This window comes from Brevibacillus sp. NPDC058079 (assembly GCF_042885155.1).
GTDB lineage: Bacteria > Bacillota > Bacilli > Brevibacillales > Brevibacillaceae > Brevibacillus.
The window spans coordinates 164,849-182,346 of record NZ_JBHVSO010000011.1 but is presented as its reverse complement, the minus strand read 5'-3'; the positions used below and the strand labels follow the sequence as shown (position 1 = coordinate 182,346).

At 45.5% G+C, this 17,498-nt stretch carries 2 protein-coding genes; both read right to left on the bottom strand.

Annotated elements, in window-relative coordinates; all coding sequences use genetic code 11:
* On the bottom strand, positions 1-9,567 hold the full coding sequence (locus ACFVS2_RS27375; protein ID WP_390239544.1) for an amino acid adenylation domain-containing protein: 9,567 nt from the start codon (positions 9,565-9,567) through the stop codon (positions 1-3).
* Positions 9,568-9,577: 10 nt separating this feature from the next.
* Complete coding sequence (locus tag ACFVS2_RS27370) at positions 9,578-16,693, bottom strand: amino acid adenylation domain-containing protein (RefSeq protein WP_390239543.1); 7,116 nt, start codon at positions 16,691-16,693, stop codon at positions 9,578-9,580.
* Between the last annotated feature and the right edge of the window lie 805 nt (positions 16,694-17,498).

Here is a 17,498-nt window from a genome sequence, read left to right as displayed (position 1 = left end):
TTAGCTGAACAGTTCATTGAAATCATATTCTTCCACCAAGTTTATTTGAGACAAGCGCTGCATTGGATTGTCAATCATTTGGCAGATGACATGCTTTAGCTGATCCAGTAACGTATCCATGGTATTCTCGCTGAATGCTTCCGTGTTGTAATGTGCCGTTAACGTCAGTTGGTCATGACGCGTGGACAAAAATAACATCGTATCCAACTGATCATCTTGAACGAAGTGACTTCCTTCATATGTTTTGATAATCGTTTCATCCAGAAAACGACGTAACGGACATTCCGTAAAGGTAATTTCAGCTGATTCCGGCTGATTGTTCGATACGTGTTGTCCAATAAAAACAATGGAATACAAACTCTTCTTATCGCCTGTGGTAGCTAGTTGATCCTCTACGACCAAATTGTACGGATACTCTTGATTCTCGTACGCACCATATGCGGTTTCTCTTGTTCTGTTCAACATTTCCAATACAGTCGGATTGCCTGACAAGTCTGTACGCATGGCGACCGGATTGATTAGCGGACCAATAATTCCTTCAAGGTCCGTCTGTGTACGACCAGATAAAGTCGATCCGACAGTAATGATGGTTTGATCTGTGAGGAGTGACAGCCAAATGTTGATCGCCGCAAGCAAGCTCGTATAGACAGTACCACCAGCCATTCGAGTCAATTCTAAAAGTGATTGTCCCGTCACTTGCTCGATTGGGAGCGATGCTACGTTTGAAATTCGGTTGCCGTGCGTGAGTGTATGTGTCTCTCGCGGTATGAACGGCGCATCTACATTTTGTTGCAGCTGTTTTAACCAATAGTCCCGTTGGCGGTTCAGTTCTCCATTTTGCAATCGTGTTTGCTGCCACAAGGTGTAATCCATATAATCCAATGGTTTGGAAAACTCCTGTTGCACATCACTCTTTACTTGTTGATAAATGCCCCTCAGATCATTCATAAACACATCTAAGGACCAGCCATCAAATCCAATATGATGAGCACTCAAGATGAGGAAATGCTTCGTTGGTGTGACTCGGTACAAAGTCATCCGGAAGAAAGACTCTCGCGAAAAATCAAATGGCTTGTACAGAGCAGCTTGTAAATCCATTTTGATGCGCTGCTCGCCTTCCGTCACAGATAAGGAAGACAAATCTACAAACGCATTCTCCACCTCAAGGTCGTCATGCACTTTTTGATACAATTGCCCTTCGTTTTCTATAATCGTCGTGCGCATGATTCTGTGACGTTCAAACATGAGGCCCATAGACCTGTGCATAAAATGACTGTCAACGGGACCAGCTACTTCAAAGAGGTAAACTCCTCCTACTGCTTCTTGGTCACTGAATTTTGCATGGAACCATTGTCTTCTTTGCCCGTGCGATACTTCGAATAAGGAGACAGCTGTCTGATTTTCTACTCGCGATACTTCATGAATGCGGGTACTCGTTTCACTACCTTGCTTGATCTCAGATATACGAGCGGCAATCACTTCAATAGTTGGAAACTCAAATATCGTGCGCAAAGGTATGTCCATCCCAAAAACGGTTCGCATGCGGGAAATGACTTGCGTAGCCAATAAGGAATGTCCACCCCTATCAAAGAATGAGTCCTTGATCGAAATCTGATCCACCTGCAATATATCGCACCAGATGGAGTGTATAAGCTCCTCAGGTATCGTGCGCGGCTCGATGATCGAGAAATCGCTTGGTTTCACATCTGGTAATTCCAGTCTATTTCGGTCGATTTTTCCACTCGTAGTTTTAGGAATGCTGTCCAACTTCATGAAATAAGTTGGAATCATATAAGCAGGCAAATGCTCCTTCAGGAATGCCCGCCATTCGTTTACATCCCCGTCCCCTACGATATAAGCAGCCAATTCGGTAGCTGACCTGTCGTTTTTAACAGAAATAACGGCTACTTCACGAACAGACGGATGCCTACTTAATGTGGATTCAATTTCACCCAATTCCACCCGCATGCCCCTAATCTTGATTTGATTATCTTGTCTGCCTACGAATTTAATGTTGCCCGAAGGCAGGAAGTACCCCTTGTCTCCCGTTCGATATATTCTTTCTCCTGGTACAAACGGATTCTCCATAAATACTTCTTGGGTTTTCTCGCTATTATGCAGATAGCCTCTGGCCAATCCAAGGCCCCCGATATAAAGGTCGCCAATGACGCCAATTGGGACAGCCTTCATACTTTGGTCAAGAACATAGACTCTGTTGTTATCAATCGGCTTGCCTACACTCACACAATCCTTTTCCAGCACGTCCATTGGCGAGCATGTGTAAATGGTGGAGTCGATCGATACTTCTGTGGCCCCCCACGTATTATGGAGTTTGGCATTTAGCTTTTTAAAGAACTTGCCTACTGTTTCGGGTAATAACGCCTCACCACTGGAGATAACATTTTTTAATTTGTGCAAGTTGGCTGCATCTTCTGGAGTAAGGGCGTCCACAAACATATTGAGCATGCTCGGTACAAATTGAATGCACGCCACCTGATAGTGAATGGCAGCCTGGATAATCGCCTCAGGGTCCCGATGCAGCCATGGTTCCAAGAGTGATATCCGTCCCCCTACAGACAATGGCCAAAAAAACTCAACAGCTGCATCATCAAATGTTAAGGTAGTTTTTTGCAGAACTGACTCGCCCTGCTCCAAGCCATGTTGTCGCTGCATCCATAGCATGCGATTTACCCAACCATAATGGTGGTTTTCAACGCCTTTCGGATTTCCCGTCGATCCTGACGTGTAATAAATCGAGACCAAATCTGTCGGTTTTACGGTTTGCTCCGGCAATCCCTCCGGCATGCTCGCTATTTTTTCCCTTTCCGCTTGGGAATCTATACATCTAACATGAGTGGCTTGTCCAAACAGGTTCATGAACTCCGGCTCAGATATACAAATGTTGGTTTTGGAGCTTTCCAACAGTTTCGCCATCCTTGCTTGCGGCATTTCAGTATCCAAGGGGAGAAATGCTCCGCCAGCCTTTACGATGCCGAGAATCGATATGACAAGCTCTATGGAGCGATTCATACATATCCCGACAGGCGTATTGGGTCCAACCCCCAGCATAATCAGGTAGTGCGCCAACTGGTTAGAACGTCTATCCAGTTCTTGATAGGTCATTTTTTCACTACCATATTCAGCTGCTATGAGTTCTGGTGTCTTTTTTGCTTGTTCGATGAACAAATCATGCAGGCATGTATTCTCCGGAATGGCGACTGCTGTATCATTCCACTCCACGAGGATTTTGTGACGTTCTTTCTCGCTCAACAATTCTAACAAGGCCATCGGCACGTCCGGTGCGTTCACCAGCTCTTGCAACCAATTCGCGAAGTGGTCTGTCATTTTTTCAATCGTGGATGGATCAAATAGATCCGTGTTGTAGATCATGTTCATTACGAGACCGTCCTCAGACTCACCCATGGATAACTGAAGATCAAATTTCGCCACATTGATCTGAACCGGCATTTTTTCTAATTGCCCACTGGACGATTGATAGACTTCCGCTTTCATTTCTGCCCATGTGAACACCGTCTGAAATACCGGGGAGTAGCTCGTATTGCGTTCCAGTTGCAGCATTTCTACGATTTTTTCAAACGGGACATCCTGGTACTCCTGTGCCTGTAGAGCTTTTTCTTTTACTTGGGCAAGCAATTGCTTGAACGTTGGATTGTCTTGGAGGTTCGTCCGGTAGACGAGCGTATTGACGAAAAAGCCAATCAATCCTTCGATTTCCTTTACGTTTCGATTCGCTATGGGGCTGCCCACCAAAATATCGGTCTGTCCTGTATATCTGGATAAAAAGCCTTGGTAAGCAGCCAGTAGGGTCATGAATAAAGTGGTATTCTCTTGCCGACTGAGTGCTTTCAGCTTCTCAAGCAGTTCAGTTGCCAGCACCATCTTATGCATATTTCCGGCATAGGTTTGGATGCTTGGTCTTGGTCGATCGATTGGCAATTGCAAGACAGGAAGCTCCCCAGATAGCTCCGCTTTCCAATAGTCCAGTTGTTGGCCCATCACTTCATCCGTCAGCCATTCGCGCTGCCATACGGCGAAATCAGCGTATTGAATCGGCAATTCTGCCAGCTCCGCACGTGCCCCGCTCTCTGCTTCCTCGTAAAAGGCCAGCCATTCTTCCAATAAGATATCCTCAGACCAGCCATCCGTAATGACGTGATGTATGGTGCACAGCAAAAGAAACTGATCCTCCTCGACAACGATTAATTTGGCTTGAATCAAAGGTCCTCGCTGTAGATCAAACCTTCTGTCTGCTTCCTGCATGATAGTATCGTGGATTTGCTCTTCTTTTTCGGCGGCAGATCGATCGCGTAGATCAATCACCGGCAATATTCGATACACATGGGGTTCAATGACCTGGAAAGGTTGACCCCCTTCATTCAGAAACACAGTGCGCAAGATGTCATGGCGTTGAAGGAGCGCATTCCATCCCGTTTCCAGCGCCTGCACATTCCACTGCCCTGTTAAGCGCCACATGTGAGGAACGTTGTACGCCGTACTCTCCGGCTCCAATTGATGTAAAAACCATAGACGCTGCTGGGCATGCGATAACGGCAGCTTTTCTAGATGCGAGGCCTTCGCAATAGCTGGTGTCCGTTCTCTTTTTCCATCCCGGCCCAGCTCCATGATTTTGGCATCTAGGCTTGCGATCGTCGGGCATTCAAACAGGATGCGCAACGGGATAGACAATTGGAAGGCTTCCTGCAAGCGGGAAATGACCTGCGTCGCAAGCAACGAGTGTCCGCCCAAATCGAAAAAGGAATCGTGGATACTCAATCGTTCCGTTTCCGTTTTTAAAACTTCCCGCCAAATCGATGCTATCCTATTCTCTGTATCCGTGCGTGGTGCGACAAATTCATCCTTCATCGTGCGCATTTCTGGTAGCGGCAATGCTTGACGGTCCACCTTCCCGTTAGCTGTCAGTGGGAAAACGTCCATTTTCACAAAATAGGAAGGGACCATGAAAGACGGCAATTGTTCACTCGCATACCGTCTCCATTCATCGACATCCCCGTCTCCCGCGATATAAGCAATCAGACGTTTATCATCCGCTCCATATTCATGTACAAGGACGACGGCGTCTCTTACGCTCTCATGCTGGCTGAGGACAGCTATAATCTCACCAAGCTCGATCCGGTTCCCTCTTATTTTTACTTGATTATCTTTTCGCCCGATAAATTCGATTCCTCGCCCTGGCACATATTTCACCAGATCGCCCGTCCTGTATAATCTCGCTTCAGTGTCTGAATGAAACGGGTGCGGAATAAATTTCTCTTGGTTCATCTCCGGTCGGTTCCAATATCCGAAAGCTAGTCCCTTGCCTCCCACGAACAATTCCCCCACGAGACCGTCAGGAACTACCTTTAACATTTCGCTTAAGATATACACCTCTGTATCATCGATCGGTCGACCGATCGGAACGGAGTGCTGGATTGCGCTCTTATTTTTTATAGGATAATAGCAAGTAAATGTCGTGTTTTCTGTCGGGCCATACCCGTTAATCACCAATGTATCTGGCAACATATCCAAGGCACGTTGCGTATGCTTGGCGGACACAATGTCGCCGCCAGCTAACAATTGACGCACCCCTTTTAAATCTTCAATCCGGTAATCGATCATTTGATGAAAAACGCCTGCGGTTAGCCATAACGTACTAATTTTTTCGTCACGTAACACCTGTCCCAACTCTTCAAGAGACAGACCATGAAATGGATAAATCACCAATTTCGCGCCATTTAGCAAGCTCCCCCATATTTCGAAGGTCGCCGCATCAAATGAGATTGAAGCGAGTTGCAGCATGGTTTCATCCGGTGTGAGTGATACATATGAGGCGTGCTTCGTAAGTCGAATTACCCCTCGTTGAGGAATGAGTACCCCTTTCGGATTTCCTGTCGAACCGGACGTATACATCAAATAGGCAAGGCTTTCCGAAGTCGTACTCTCGCCCAGATTTGCATCTGATTCCTTGTTGATCTCGCTAGCGTCCAGATCAGGACAAACGATTTTCAATCCATCTGGCAGTCTGGACACCAAGCTTTCTTGTGTCAGCACAGTCGTAATGCTTGCATCTTGCAGCATATAAAACAATCTTTGCTCAGGGTAGGCAGGGTCAAGCGGAACATAGGCACCGCCTGCCTTTAAAATAGCGACCATACTGATGATCATTTCAAACGAGCGATCCATGTACAAGCCTACTCTGCTATCTGCTCCAACCCCGCACGCTTTTAAATAATGCGCCAATTGATTTGCTCTGCTATTAAGCTCTCTATAGGACAGGCTAGTGCCTTTGTATACTAAAGCAGTGGCGTCAGGATGAAGCTCCACTTGTTCTTCAAATAATGTGGCGATGGAATCTTGCTTGGAGACTGTAGCCCCCTCATTTTTTCCAAAGTCACTGCGAGTGTGATTCCATTCGAATAAGAGTTTGTAACGTTCTTCCTCGGTCAACAATTCCAGCAAAGCAATCGGCATATCCGGTGCGTTTACAAGTTCTTGTAACCAATGCGCGAAGCGGTCTGTCATTTTTTCAATGGTGGATGGATCAAATAAATCCGTGTTGTAGATCATGTTCAACACGAGACCGTCTTCAGACTCACCCGTGGATAACTGAAGATCAAATTTTGCCACATTGATCTGAACTGGCATTTTCTCTAATTGTCCACTGGACGTGCGATAGACATCCGCTTCCATTTCAGCCCATGTGAACACTGTCTGAAATACCGGGGAGTAGCTCGTATTGCGTTCCACTTGCAACATCTCGACAATTTTTTCAAACGGAACATCTTGGTACTCCTGTGCCTGAAGAGCTTTTTCTTTTACTTGGGCAAGCAATTGCTTGAACGTTGGGTTGTCTTGAAGATTCGCCCGATAGACGAGCGTATTGACGAAAAAGCCAATCAAACCTTCGATTTCCTTTACATTACGGTTCGCTATGGGGCTGCCCACTAAAATATCGTTTTGTCCGGTATATCTGGATAAAAAGCCTTGGTAAGCAGCCATCAGAGTCATAAATAAGGTGGTATTCTCTTGCCGACTGAACGCTTTCAGCTTCTCAAGCAATTCGGATGCCAGTACAATCTTATGCATACTTCCGGCATAGGTTTGAATGCTTGGTCTTGGTCGATCGATCGGCAATTGCAAGACAGGAAGCTCTCCGGACAACTCCGCTTTCCAATAATCGAGTTGTTGGCCCATCACCTCATCCGTCAGCCATTCACGCTGCCATACGGCGAAATCAGCGTATTGAATCGGCAAATCTGGCAGCTCCGCACGAGTTCCACTCTCTACTTCCTCGTAAAAGGACAGCCATTCTTCCAATAAGATATCTTCAGACCAGCCATCCGTAATGACGTGATGCATCGTGCACAGCAAAAGGAACTGATCATCTTCAACGACGATGAATTTGACTTGAATCAAAGGTCCTCGCTGTAGATCAAACCTTTTGTCTGCTTCCTGTTCGATATAGTCGTGGATTTGCTCTTCTTTTTCGGCAGCAGGTCGATCGCGTAGATCGATCACTGGTAACGTTTGATACACATAGGGTTCAATGACCTGGAAAGGTTGACCCCCTTCATTCGAAAACACAGTGCGCAAGATGTCATGGCGTTGAAGGAGTGCATTCCAGCCCGTTTCCAGTGCACGCACATTCCACTGCCCTGTTAAACGCCACATGTGAGGAACGTTATAGGCCGTACTCTCCGGTTCCAGTTGATGTAAAAACCATAGACGCTGCTGAGCATGTGATAACGGCAGCTTATCTCGATGAGAGACTCTCGCAATAGCTGGTGTCCGTTCTCTTTTTCCATCCCGGCCCAGCTCCATGATTTTGGCATCTAGGCTTGCGATCGTCGGGCATTCAAACAGGATGCGCAACGGGATAGACAGATGAAAGGCATCCTGCAAGCGGGATATGACCTGCGTCGCAAGCAGCGAGTGTCCGCCCAAATCGAAGAAGGAGTCATGGATGCTAAGACGCTCCACCTTTAAAATTTCATGCCAAATCTCTGCGATCCGATTCTCTGTATCCGTACGTGGTGCGACAAATTCATCCTTCATCGTGCGCATTTCTGGCAATGGCAATGCTTGACGGTCTACCTTCCCGTTCGCTGTGAGCGGGAAAACGTCCATTTTCACAAAATAGGAAGGGACCATGAAAGGCGGCAATTGTTCACTCGCATACTGTTTCCATTCATCGACATCTCCGTCTCCCGCGATATAAGCGATCAGGCGTTTATCATCGGCTCCATATTCATGTACAAGGACGATGGCTTCTCTTACACTCTCATGCTGGTTGAGAATAGCTACGATCTCACCGAGCTCGATCCGGTTCCCTCTTATTTTCACTTGATTATCTTTTCGCCCGATAAATTCGATTCCTCGCCCCGGCACAAATTTCACCAAATCGCCTGTTCTGTACAATCTCGCTTCAGAGTCTGTCTGAAAGGGATGCGGAATAAATTTCTCTTGATTCAACTCCGGTCGATTCCAGTATCCGAAAGCTAGTCCCTTTCCCCCCACATATAATTCGCCCACAAGACCAACAGGAACGAGCTTTTGCTTATCGTTAAGGATAAAGACCTCCGTATCATTGATGGGTCGACCGATCGGAACAGAATGTTGAATCTCGCTCTTCTGTTTTATGTGATAAAAGCAAGTAAATGTCGTGTTTTCTGTCGGGCCATACCCATTAATCACCAGTGTATCTGGTAACATGTCTAAGGCGCGTTGCGCATGCTTGGCGGACACAATGTCGCCGCCCGTCAACAATTGACGCACTCCTCTTAAGTCTTCGATCCGGTAATCAATCATTTGATGAAAGACGCCTGCGGTTAGCCATAACGTACTGATTTTTTCATCAAGCAGCACTTGACCCAGTTCGTCCAGAGACAGACCGTGAAATGGATAAATCACCAATTTCGCGCCATTTAGCAAGCTCCCCCAGATTTCGAAGGTCGCCGCATCAAAGGATATCGACGCGAGTTGCAGCATGGTTTCATCCGGTGTAAGCGATACATAAGAAGCATGCTTCGTAAGTCGAATCACCCCTCGTTGAGGGATAAGTACCCCTTTGGGATTTCCTGTCGAACCGGACGTATACATCAAATAGGCAAGGCTTTCCGAAGTCGTACTCTCGCCTAGATTTGCATCTGATTCCTTGTTGATCTTGCTAGCGTCTAGATCGGGACAAACGATTTTCAATCCGTCCGGCAGTCTGGGCACCAAGCTTTCTTGTGTCAGCACAATCGAAATGCTTGCATCTTGCAGCATATAGAGCAATCGCTGCTCAGGGTAGGCAGGGTCAAGCGGGACATAGGCCCCGCCTGCCTTTAAAATAGCGACCATACTGATGATCATTTCAAACGAGCGATCCGTGTACAAGCCAACTCGGCTCTCTGCTCCAACCCCGCACGATTTTAAATAATGCGCCAATCGATTCGCTCTGCTGTTAAGCTCCTTGTAGGTAAGGCTTGCATCTTTGTATACCAATGCAATGGCATCAGGATGAAGTTCCACTTGTTCTTCAAATAATGCGGTAATGGAATCTTGCATACAGCACCTCCTAATGATTACTCCACATTTCCAGCAGTTGTTTTTCTTCCTCTTCTGAAATCAGTCGCAAGCCTTCTATTGACTCCTCCGGATATGCCATCACTTGCTCGAGCCAATTCACAAAATGTCCGATCATTCGTTCTATACTGGACGGATTAAATAGGTCTGTGTTGTAGCCAAATGAAATCGTCAACGAATGCTCTGAATTGACTTCTATTGAAATAGACAAATCAAATTTAGCTACCTTGATGGTGCTTTTCACTGGCTCAATTTTTCGATTTGGCCATTGCTTTACGTTTCTCAGGTGGGTTTGCATCGTAAAAATCGTTTGGAAGACAGGGGAGTAGCTTGCATTTCGCTCTGGCTGAAGAGCCTCTACTATTTTTTCAAAGGGCACATCCTGATTTTCTTGCCCGCGCAACGTTTTTTCTTTGACTTGGGTGACCAATTGCCTGAAGCTTGGATTGTCTTCGACGTTTACTCTGTAAACCAGCGTGTTTACAAAGCACCCAATTAACCCTTCCATTTCTTTTCGCGTGCGATTCGCAACCGGGCTTCCTACTAAAATATCTGTTTGTCCGGTATAGCGAGAGAGAAAGCCCTGATAGGCAGCCAGTAATGTCATGAACAGAGAAGCACCCTCTTGTTTGCTAAAAGCTTTTAGCTTTTCTAATAATGCAGGTGCCAAATCGATATGCTGCATGTCCCCTGCATACGTTTGAATGGCTGGCCGTGGACGGTCGAATGGCAACTGAAGCACCGTAAGCTCGTCTGCAAGTTCATTTTCCCAATACGCCACTTGCTCTTTCATCGTCTCATCCGATAGCCATTGTCTTTGCCACACAGCAAAGTCCCCGTATTGAATGGATAACGGTGGCAGATCGGCAGGCGTTCCGCTGACTGCTTCTTCATAAAATGCCATCCACTCGTCCAACAAGATATCCTCTGACCAGCCATCGAAAACAATATGATGCACGGTACAAAGAAGAACATACTCCGATTCATCCTGCTTAATCAGCTCGGCTTCAATCAACGGTCCTTGACTCAAGTCAAATACGCGATCAGCACTCCGTTGAATAGAATGCTGGACCTGCTTTTCTCTTTCATCCGCGGAGAGACTGCTTACATCCATGACAGGTAATGATCTTGGCTGATGCGGCTTAACGAGCTGTACAGGGACGCCATTTTGTTTTGCGAATACGCTACGAAGCATTTCGTGACGTTCAATCAATTGGTTAAATCCTGTTTCTAATCCGGCAACATCCCACGATCCGCTTAAGCGCCATACATATGGAATGTTATAGACGTTGCTTCCAGGCTCCAGTTGGTCAAAAAACCACAACCGGTGCTGCGCAAAAGATAACGGGATCGGTTCCGTTCTATCCACTTGCAGGAGCGCAGGCAATTGAACCATTTTCTCGCCTTGTCGCAATTCGGTTAGCCGCTTAGCCAAGCCTTCAATGGTCGGGCAATCAAAGATCGCTCGGAGAGGTAGATGTTGACCAAACACTTCTCGTATGCGCGATACAACCTGTGTTGCCAAAAGGGAATGTCCGCCCAATTCAAAGAACGAATCAAATACCCCAATTTGGTTTACTCGTAAAATTTCACTCCATATGAGTGCGAGCAATTCTTCCGTTGAGTTTCGCGGCGCTGTGTAGTGATGGCTTACAATGTGGGTCTCAGGCAGTGGCAATGCTTTACGATCTAATTTGCCACTCGATGTGAGCGGCATTTCCCCCACCCGTACAAAATAAGAAGGAATCATATACGGCGGTAACTGTTTCTGTAAATGGCTTTTTAATGTCTCGACCTCTGATGCCCCACTGTAATAAGCAATTAATCGTTTATCCCCCGGCTCATATTCATGGGCAATGATTGCAACTTCTCCTGCCCCTTGCTGCTTCCTCATAACCGCTTCGATTTCACCTAATTCAATCCGATAACCGCGAATTTTCACTTGATTATCCATACGCCCGATATACTCAATATTTCCATCTGGCATCCACCGCGCGTAGTCACCTGTCTTGTATAGCCTTTCAGATAGATTGCCAAAAGGATTCGGGACAAAACGTTCAGCTGTTAACTCGGGTTTTCCGATATACCCTCGTGCAAGACCAATACCCCCAATAACCAATTCTCCCATCACACCTATTGGTTGCAGGTCCCCTTCCTTATTGAGGATGTAAGCTTGAATATTATCCATAGGCTTACCAATAGGGATTACCTTGCTATCGGCATGGCAATCATAGTAGGTCACTTCAATTGTCGTTTCCGTAGGACCATACAGATTGATAAGCGTCGTATGATTCCGTTGCCCGATTAATTGATGAAAACGTTGAACCTGATCCGTACTCAAAGCTTCCCCGGTCGTATAAACTCGCTGTAAAGTTTTGATTTCCTCTGCGCAATCCACGTTCTCCAAATGGTCTAAAAAGATGCTGAGCATAGATGGAACAAAATGAATATAAGTTACTTGGTGCTGGGCAACCGTTTTGATAATAAGCTCCGGGTCTTTCTCTGCATGGGGAGCGAGGAAACATAGTTTGCTGCCAGTGAAAAACCATAGGACTAATTCCGTTACGGAAACATCAAAACAATAGGGAGTTTTTTGCATAATGGTGTCATACTCGCCCATAGGATAGCGATGGACCATCCAGTTCATCCGATTGACAACCGAGCAATGTTCGATCATGACTCCTTTTGGTGCTCCCGTCGAACCTGAGGTATAGATGACGTACGCCAAATTTTTCGAATGGGCAACGGACTCAAGATTATCGCATTCCACATCCTGATCCGGCCTATTCTCTTCAAATAACAGAACAGGTCCATTGAAATCGATCGCTGTCTTGAATTTCTCTTGCATGACGACGACCTTCGTATCGCTATCCCGGAGAATATAGGACAGTCTTTCTTTCGGAGCCACTGTGTCCATCGGCATATACGCTCCACCCGCTTTTAGAATGGCAAGAATACCAATCATCATGTCGGGAGAACGCTCACTCATTAATCCTACTAATGTATCCGGCTTCACTCCCATATTTCGCAATTTGCTTGCCAGGAAGTTTGCCCTGTTGTTTATTTGCCTGTAGGTCCATTGTTCATTGCCGAATACAACCGCCATTCGCTCTGGCGTCCGGGCAGCTTGCTCCTCGAATATTTGATGGAGCGTTTTCTGATCCTCAAACGCAACTTCCGTGTCATTCCACTCTTGAAGGATTTGGTTCTGCTCAGAAGCGTTCAGCATAGGCATGGAATGTAACGTCCGGTCACTGTGTGTAAGAACGCTTTTCAGCAATTCAATATAATGCGCGAACATGCGGCGCATAGTAGATTCGTCATACAAATCCGTATTGTATTCCCAGTCAAGGCTTATACTTCCGTATTCATCCTTTGTTAAAAGGGAAGAAGCGAGCTCCTCGTGATTCGTCACCACTACGTTGATATCAAATTTGGCCGATCCGTTGCTAATGCCTTCGGTGAGTTGAATATTCAGGTTGGATACAGGTAGATGAGTGACTTTTGCATCCTGAAAACTAAACATGACTTGGAATAGAGGGTTACGGCTTTGATCACGCTTCAGTTTTAAGGCATCGACTACTTGATCAAAAGGAATCTCTTGATTCTCGTACGCTTCCAAAGCTGACATCTTCACGTCTTGCAATACATCCTGGAACGTCATATTGTCGGTAAATTGCTGACGGATCACAATATTGTTCACAAACATTCCGATCAATTCTTCCGTGTCTTTCCAGCGCCGATTCGCGACACCCGAACCTACTATAATGTCTTCTTGATTGGAATACCGATGGAGCAAGGTTTGAAACGCAGCCATCATGACCATGAATAAGGTCGTGTTTGTTTTCATGCAGTAATCACGCAGTTGAAGATACAGTTCTTCCGGTATTAATTGGGTGAACATATTCCCGTGAAAGGTTTGATTTACTGGTCGTGGCCTGTCAGTGGGCAGTTCCAGAACCCCATTCGCCCCTTGCAATAGATTCTTCCAGTACGTTAACTGCTTGTTTTCCTTGCCGCGCTTAAACAACTCATTTTGCCATACGCAATAGTCTGCGAATTGAATCGGCAACTCAGCCAATGGAGATGGTTTATTTTCAAGATAGGCACTGTACAGCGTAAACAGCTCTTTTAAAAATTTGCGGAACGACCATCCATCATGAATCAGATGATGCTCCACAAACAGAATGACGGACTCCAACTCAGAAATCTTGTAAACAATCCAGCGGGCTAATGGCAGCTGCGCGATATCAATCGGATTTTTGATCTCCATTTGGATCAATCTATGGACTTCAGCGGCACGATCACTCTCAGGTAAGTGCGAAACATCCATAACAGGCAATTCCACATCGAATGGTTCATAGATCACTTGATACGGTTGCCCATTTTTCTCATGAAAAACGGTTCGGAATATTTCATGTCTGCGCACAATCTCTGTAAAACACTTATTGAGAATGGGGAGCTCCAGCATCCCACGCACTTTCATTGTGGCTTGAAAAATATAAGCCAAATTATTAGCGCTTAGCTGTTCTAAAAACCACACTCTTTCTTGCGAATAAGAAAGCGGCAATTCTCGATCTCGTGATACCCTCTTTATGGCAGGTAACGCATCTACTGCATTTACCTCATCTGCGGCAGTTACAATCGGCACGATGCTCCGAATCGTCGGATATGTAAACAGAGCAGACAACGGAATCTCTTTCTTGAAAAGAGCACGGATTCTGGCAATCACCTGAGTCCCCAACAGCGAATGTCCGCCTAATTCAAAGAAATTATCCTCGACGCCAATCTCATCGTATCCGAACAAATCCTTCCAAATGTCCAAGAGCTTCATTTCCCATTCTGTATCCGGTTTTACATATTCCGTCGAAACATGCGGGCGACTATTGCCTACCTCTGGCAGTGACTTACGATCAATTTTTCCGCTGGGAGTAAGCGGGAAAACATCCATTTTCACAAAATAGGCCGGAACCATGAACTCTGGAAGCTGAGCCTTCAGATAATCACGCCATTCTGTTACCGTTCCAGACCCTATCACATAAGCGATCAGCTTGTTATTTTCATAGGCGTCTTTTTTCGCGACAATGATTGCTTGTTCAACAGTCGAATGATTGCCTAGAGTGACTTCAATTTCCTCCAGCTCAATTCTGTACCCTCTCACTTTTACCTGGTTGTCATTCCGCCCGATATACTCCAAGTTTCCGTCGGCCAGGTATCGAACCAAATCTCCCGTTCGATACAACCGCGAGTCTGATCCCGCACAATACGGGTTGGAAATAAAGCGTTCCTTTGTCAATTCAGGACGGTTCAAGTAACCTCTTGCTACGCCTGATCCGCCGACATACAGCTCTCCGGCAACTCCGACAGGTTGAATTTGCAAATGCTCGTTCAACACGTATAACTGTGTATTGGCATTCGGTTTTCCAATGGGTATTTGCGTGTGTGTTTCATCTGGATGGCATTTGAAGCTGGCAACCTCGACTGTCGTCTCTGTCGGCCCATACGTGTTGTATAAGCTGGTACCATGAGGAATGGTCAATCGATCGATACTTTTCGTAACAACATGAGGCGGAAGCACTTCCCCTCCAACTGTGATGTATTTCAAGGAGGATAATGCAGAAGAAGAACCATAATTTTCTATACAATCCAAGACGGCTTTCAACATAGTCGGCACAAACTCAAGATGGGTAATTTTATGCATCTCGACTGCTTTCACAAGCAAGGCGGGGTCTTTCTCATCGCTGTTCGGGAGGATGTACAAGCTAGCACCTTTCAACATCCACCAAAAGAGTTCCCAAACAGACGCATCAAAGGAAACAGACGTTTTTTGCAAAAGCCTGTCCGTTTGTAAAAGCGGACTGCGACTCTCCAGCGTTTGAAGAAAATTCATAACGGAATGATGCTCAATCATTACGCCCTTCGGATTTCCTGTCGAGCCGGAGGTGTAGATGACATAAGCAAGATTGTGGCCGTTTACTTCCATTGCAGGAGGCTCCGTGCTTTCATTCGACAAAATTTTGCAATAATCCGATAATTTAACCACTTTTATTCCGTCAGGCACTTTCGCCGCGGACGCTTCATCCGCAATCACTACTTGTAAAGCTGCATCCTCCAAAATATAGTGGAGTCTTTGAACGGGATAAGCAGGATCGATCGGTACATAGGCGCCTCCTGCTTTCAACACACCCAATATGCTCACGATCATTTCAATGGAACGCTCTTGGCATATTCCCACCAGCACTTCACTCGTTACGCCAATCTTTCGGAGGTAATTCGCTAATTGATTTGAGCGGAGATCCAATTCCCTATAGGTCATCTTCTCTTGCTTAAAAACGAGCGCAATGGCATCGGGATTTCGATTGGCCTGGAAATCAAAGGCAGCCAAGATTGTGCTAGGAACATTCGTGGGTTCATCCTTCCTGCACCACTCGTCTACCAGTTCTTTCTCTTGGTTTTTGGTTATCAGTCTTAATAAATCGATAGGAGTATCGACATTAGTAATTACTTGTTCGATCCAGTTATGGAAGTTCTCGATCATTCGTCGTATCGTTTGTTGTGTAAATAGGAAGGAATTATATGTAAATGTTATGCGCATTCCCTCAGCCTCTTCGACATCAACACGCAGCTCTACATTTTCTATTTGGGAATCGACAAAAAGTCTGTTATCCTCATCCCCAGCTTTTCTCGCTCTTAAAAAGGTATGAAATAATTTCGTAGTTTCGGAGCTATTGGCAAGCTTCTCTTCAATCCCATTCTCTCTGACTTCGTTCAATAGCTGCTTAAAATTCTTCGTTCCACCAACAATCACTCGACTTGCAAAAAAAGCAGAACTACCACCCGCTATCGCACCAATCCGAATGTCGTTTTGCCCCGTATATCTGTAAAGATAGCTATGGTATGCAGCCAAGAATAGCGTAAACATGTCGGTCTCTTCTTGCTCGCAAAGTAAACTCGCTTTCTCCCCTATCGTTTTTGACAGATCAATCAATTGCGTCTCTTCCACATAGCGAGCATTCTTATGTCTGGGGACATCAAACGGAAGCTGCAGTAATGGAGCCTCTCCTGCCAATTCTGAAAGCCAATGATTCACTTGATCTTCCATGGTCATGGTTATCCTCCCTTTTTGAGCTTGATAATGAAGGGGGAACCCTCTAAACTTATGAAGTTCCTCACCCGCTCTGCTTGATCAGACTTTTAAAATGGATATTGGTCGGTAAGCCTTCCCCTCCTTTACAAAGTAGGCGTTGACTCATCGAATCGTCCACGATAAAGACTGGACACACGATTGGTTAAGGTGAATCAAATAGAAAAAGGGAAAAACAGAGGAATAGTTGACCAAACAAACATGTTGCTTTCAAATTTTATCGTGCATGTTCAAAGCGGCTACAAACGAGATGTGAAAGGGAAGGTAACTGAATCGAATTTCTATGAATTCGCGAAAAAAGTGGAGTAGTGTTTGAATACAGTTGCGTATGAAACACCTATGCAGGAAAGCCTTGTAATTGAATGGTGAATTGTTCTTTCGAATCGTGGAAAGGCAGCTTCAGATTCTACTAGGAAGAGGGGAATTTTTAGAACAATTACCTTTTATAAGCATAATATGTAATAGATTACCATTTAAGGGCATTATACCATATCTGAATTTTATGTCAAATATTAGCATAGACATTGGTTTATCATAAAACAAAAATAGACATGTTTACCTTCTCGGGTTGGCTGGTGTAGAAATTGATCGATACCTGAGAAGGTTGAACATGTCTATTTTTCTTTGTAGAAATTTGCTTACTCGATACGTAAAATCATTAACTTTGAAAAAGGGTATACCCTCCTACTACTATCGAGACTGCAAATAAAATACCGAAGTACCACTTCGTAAATCGAAGACTGAACCACGAGCCTTCCCACCATAAGAT

Coding starts and splice junctions, on each gene's coding strand:
- ACFVS2_RS27375 (WP_390239544.1), bottom strand. CDS start 9,567: ATGCAAGATTCCATTACCGCATTATTTGAAGAACAAGTGGAACTTCAT.
- ACFVS2_RS27370 (WP_390239543.1), bottom strand. CDS start 16,693: ATGACCATGGAAGATCAAGTGAATCATTGGCTTTCAGAATTGGCAGGA.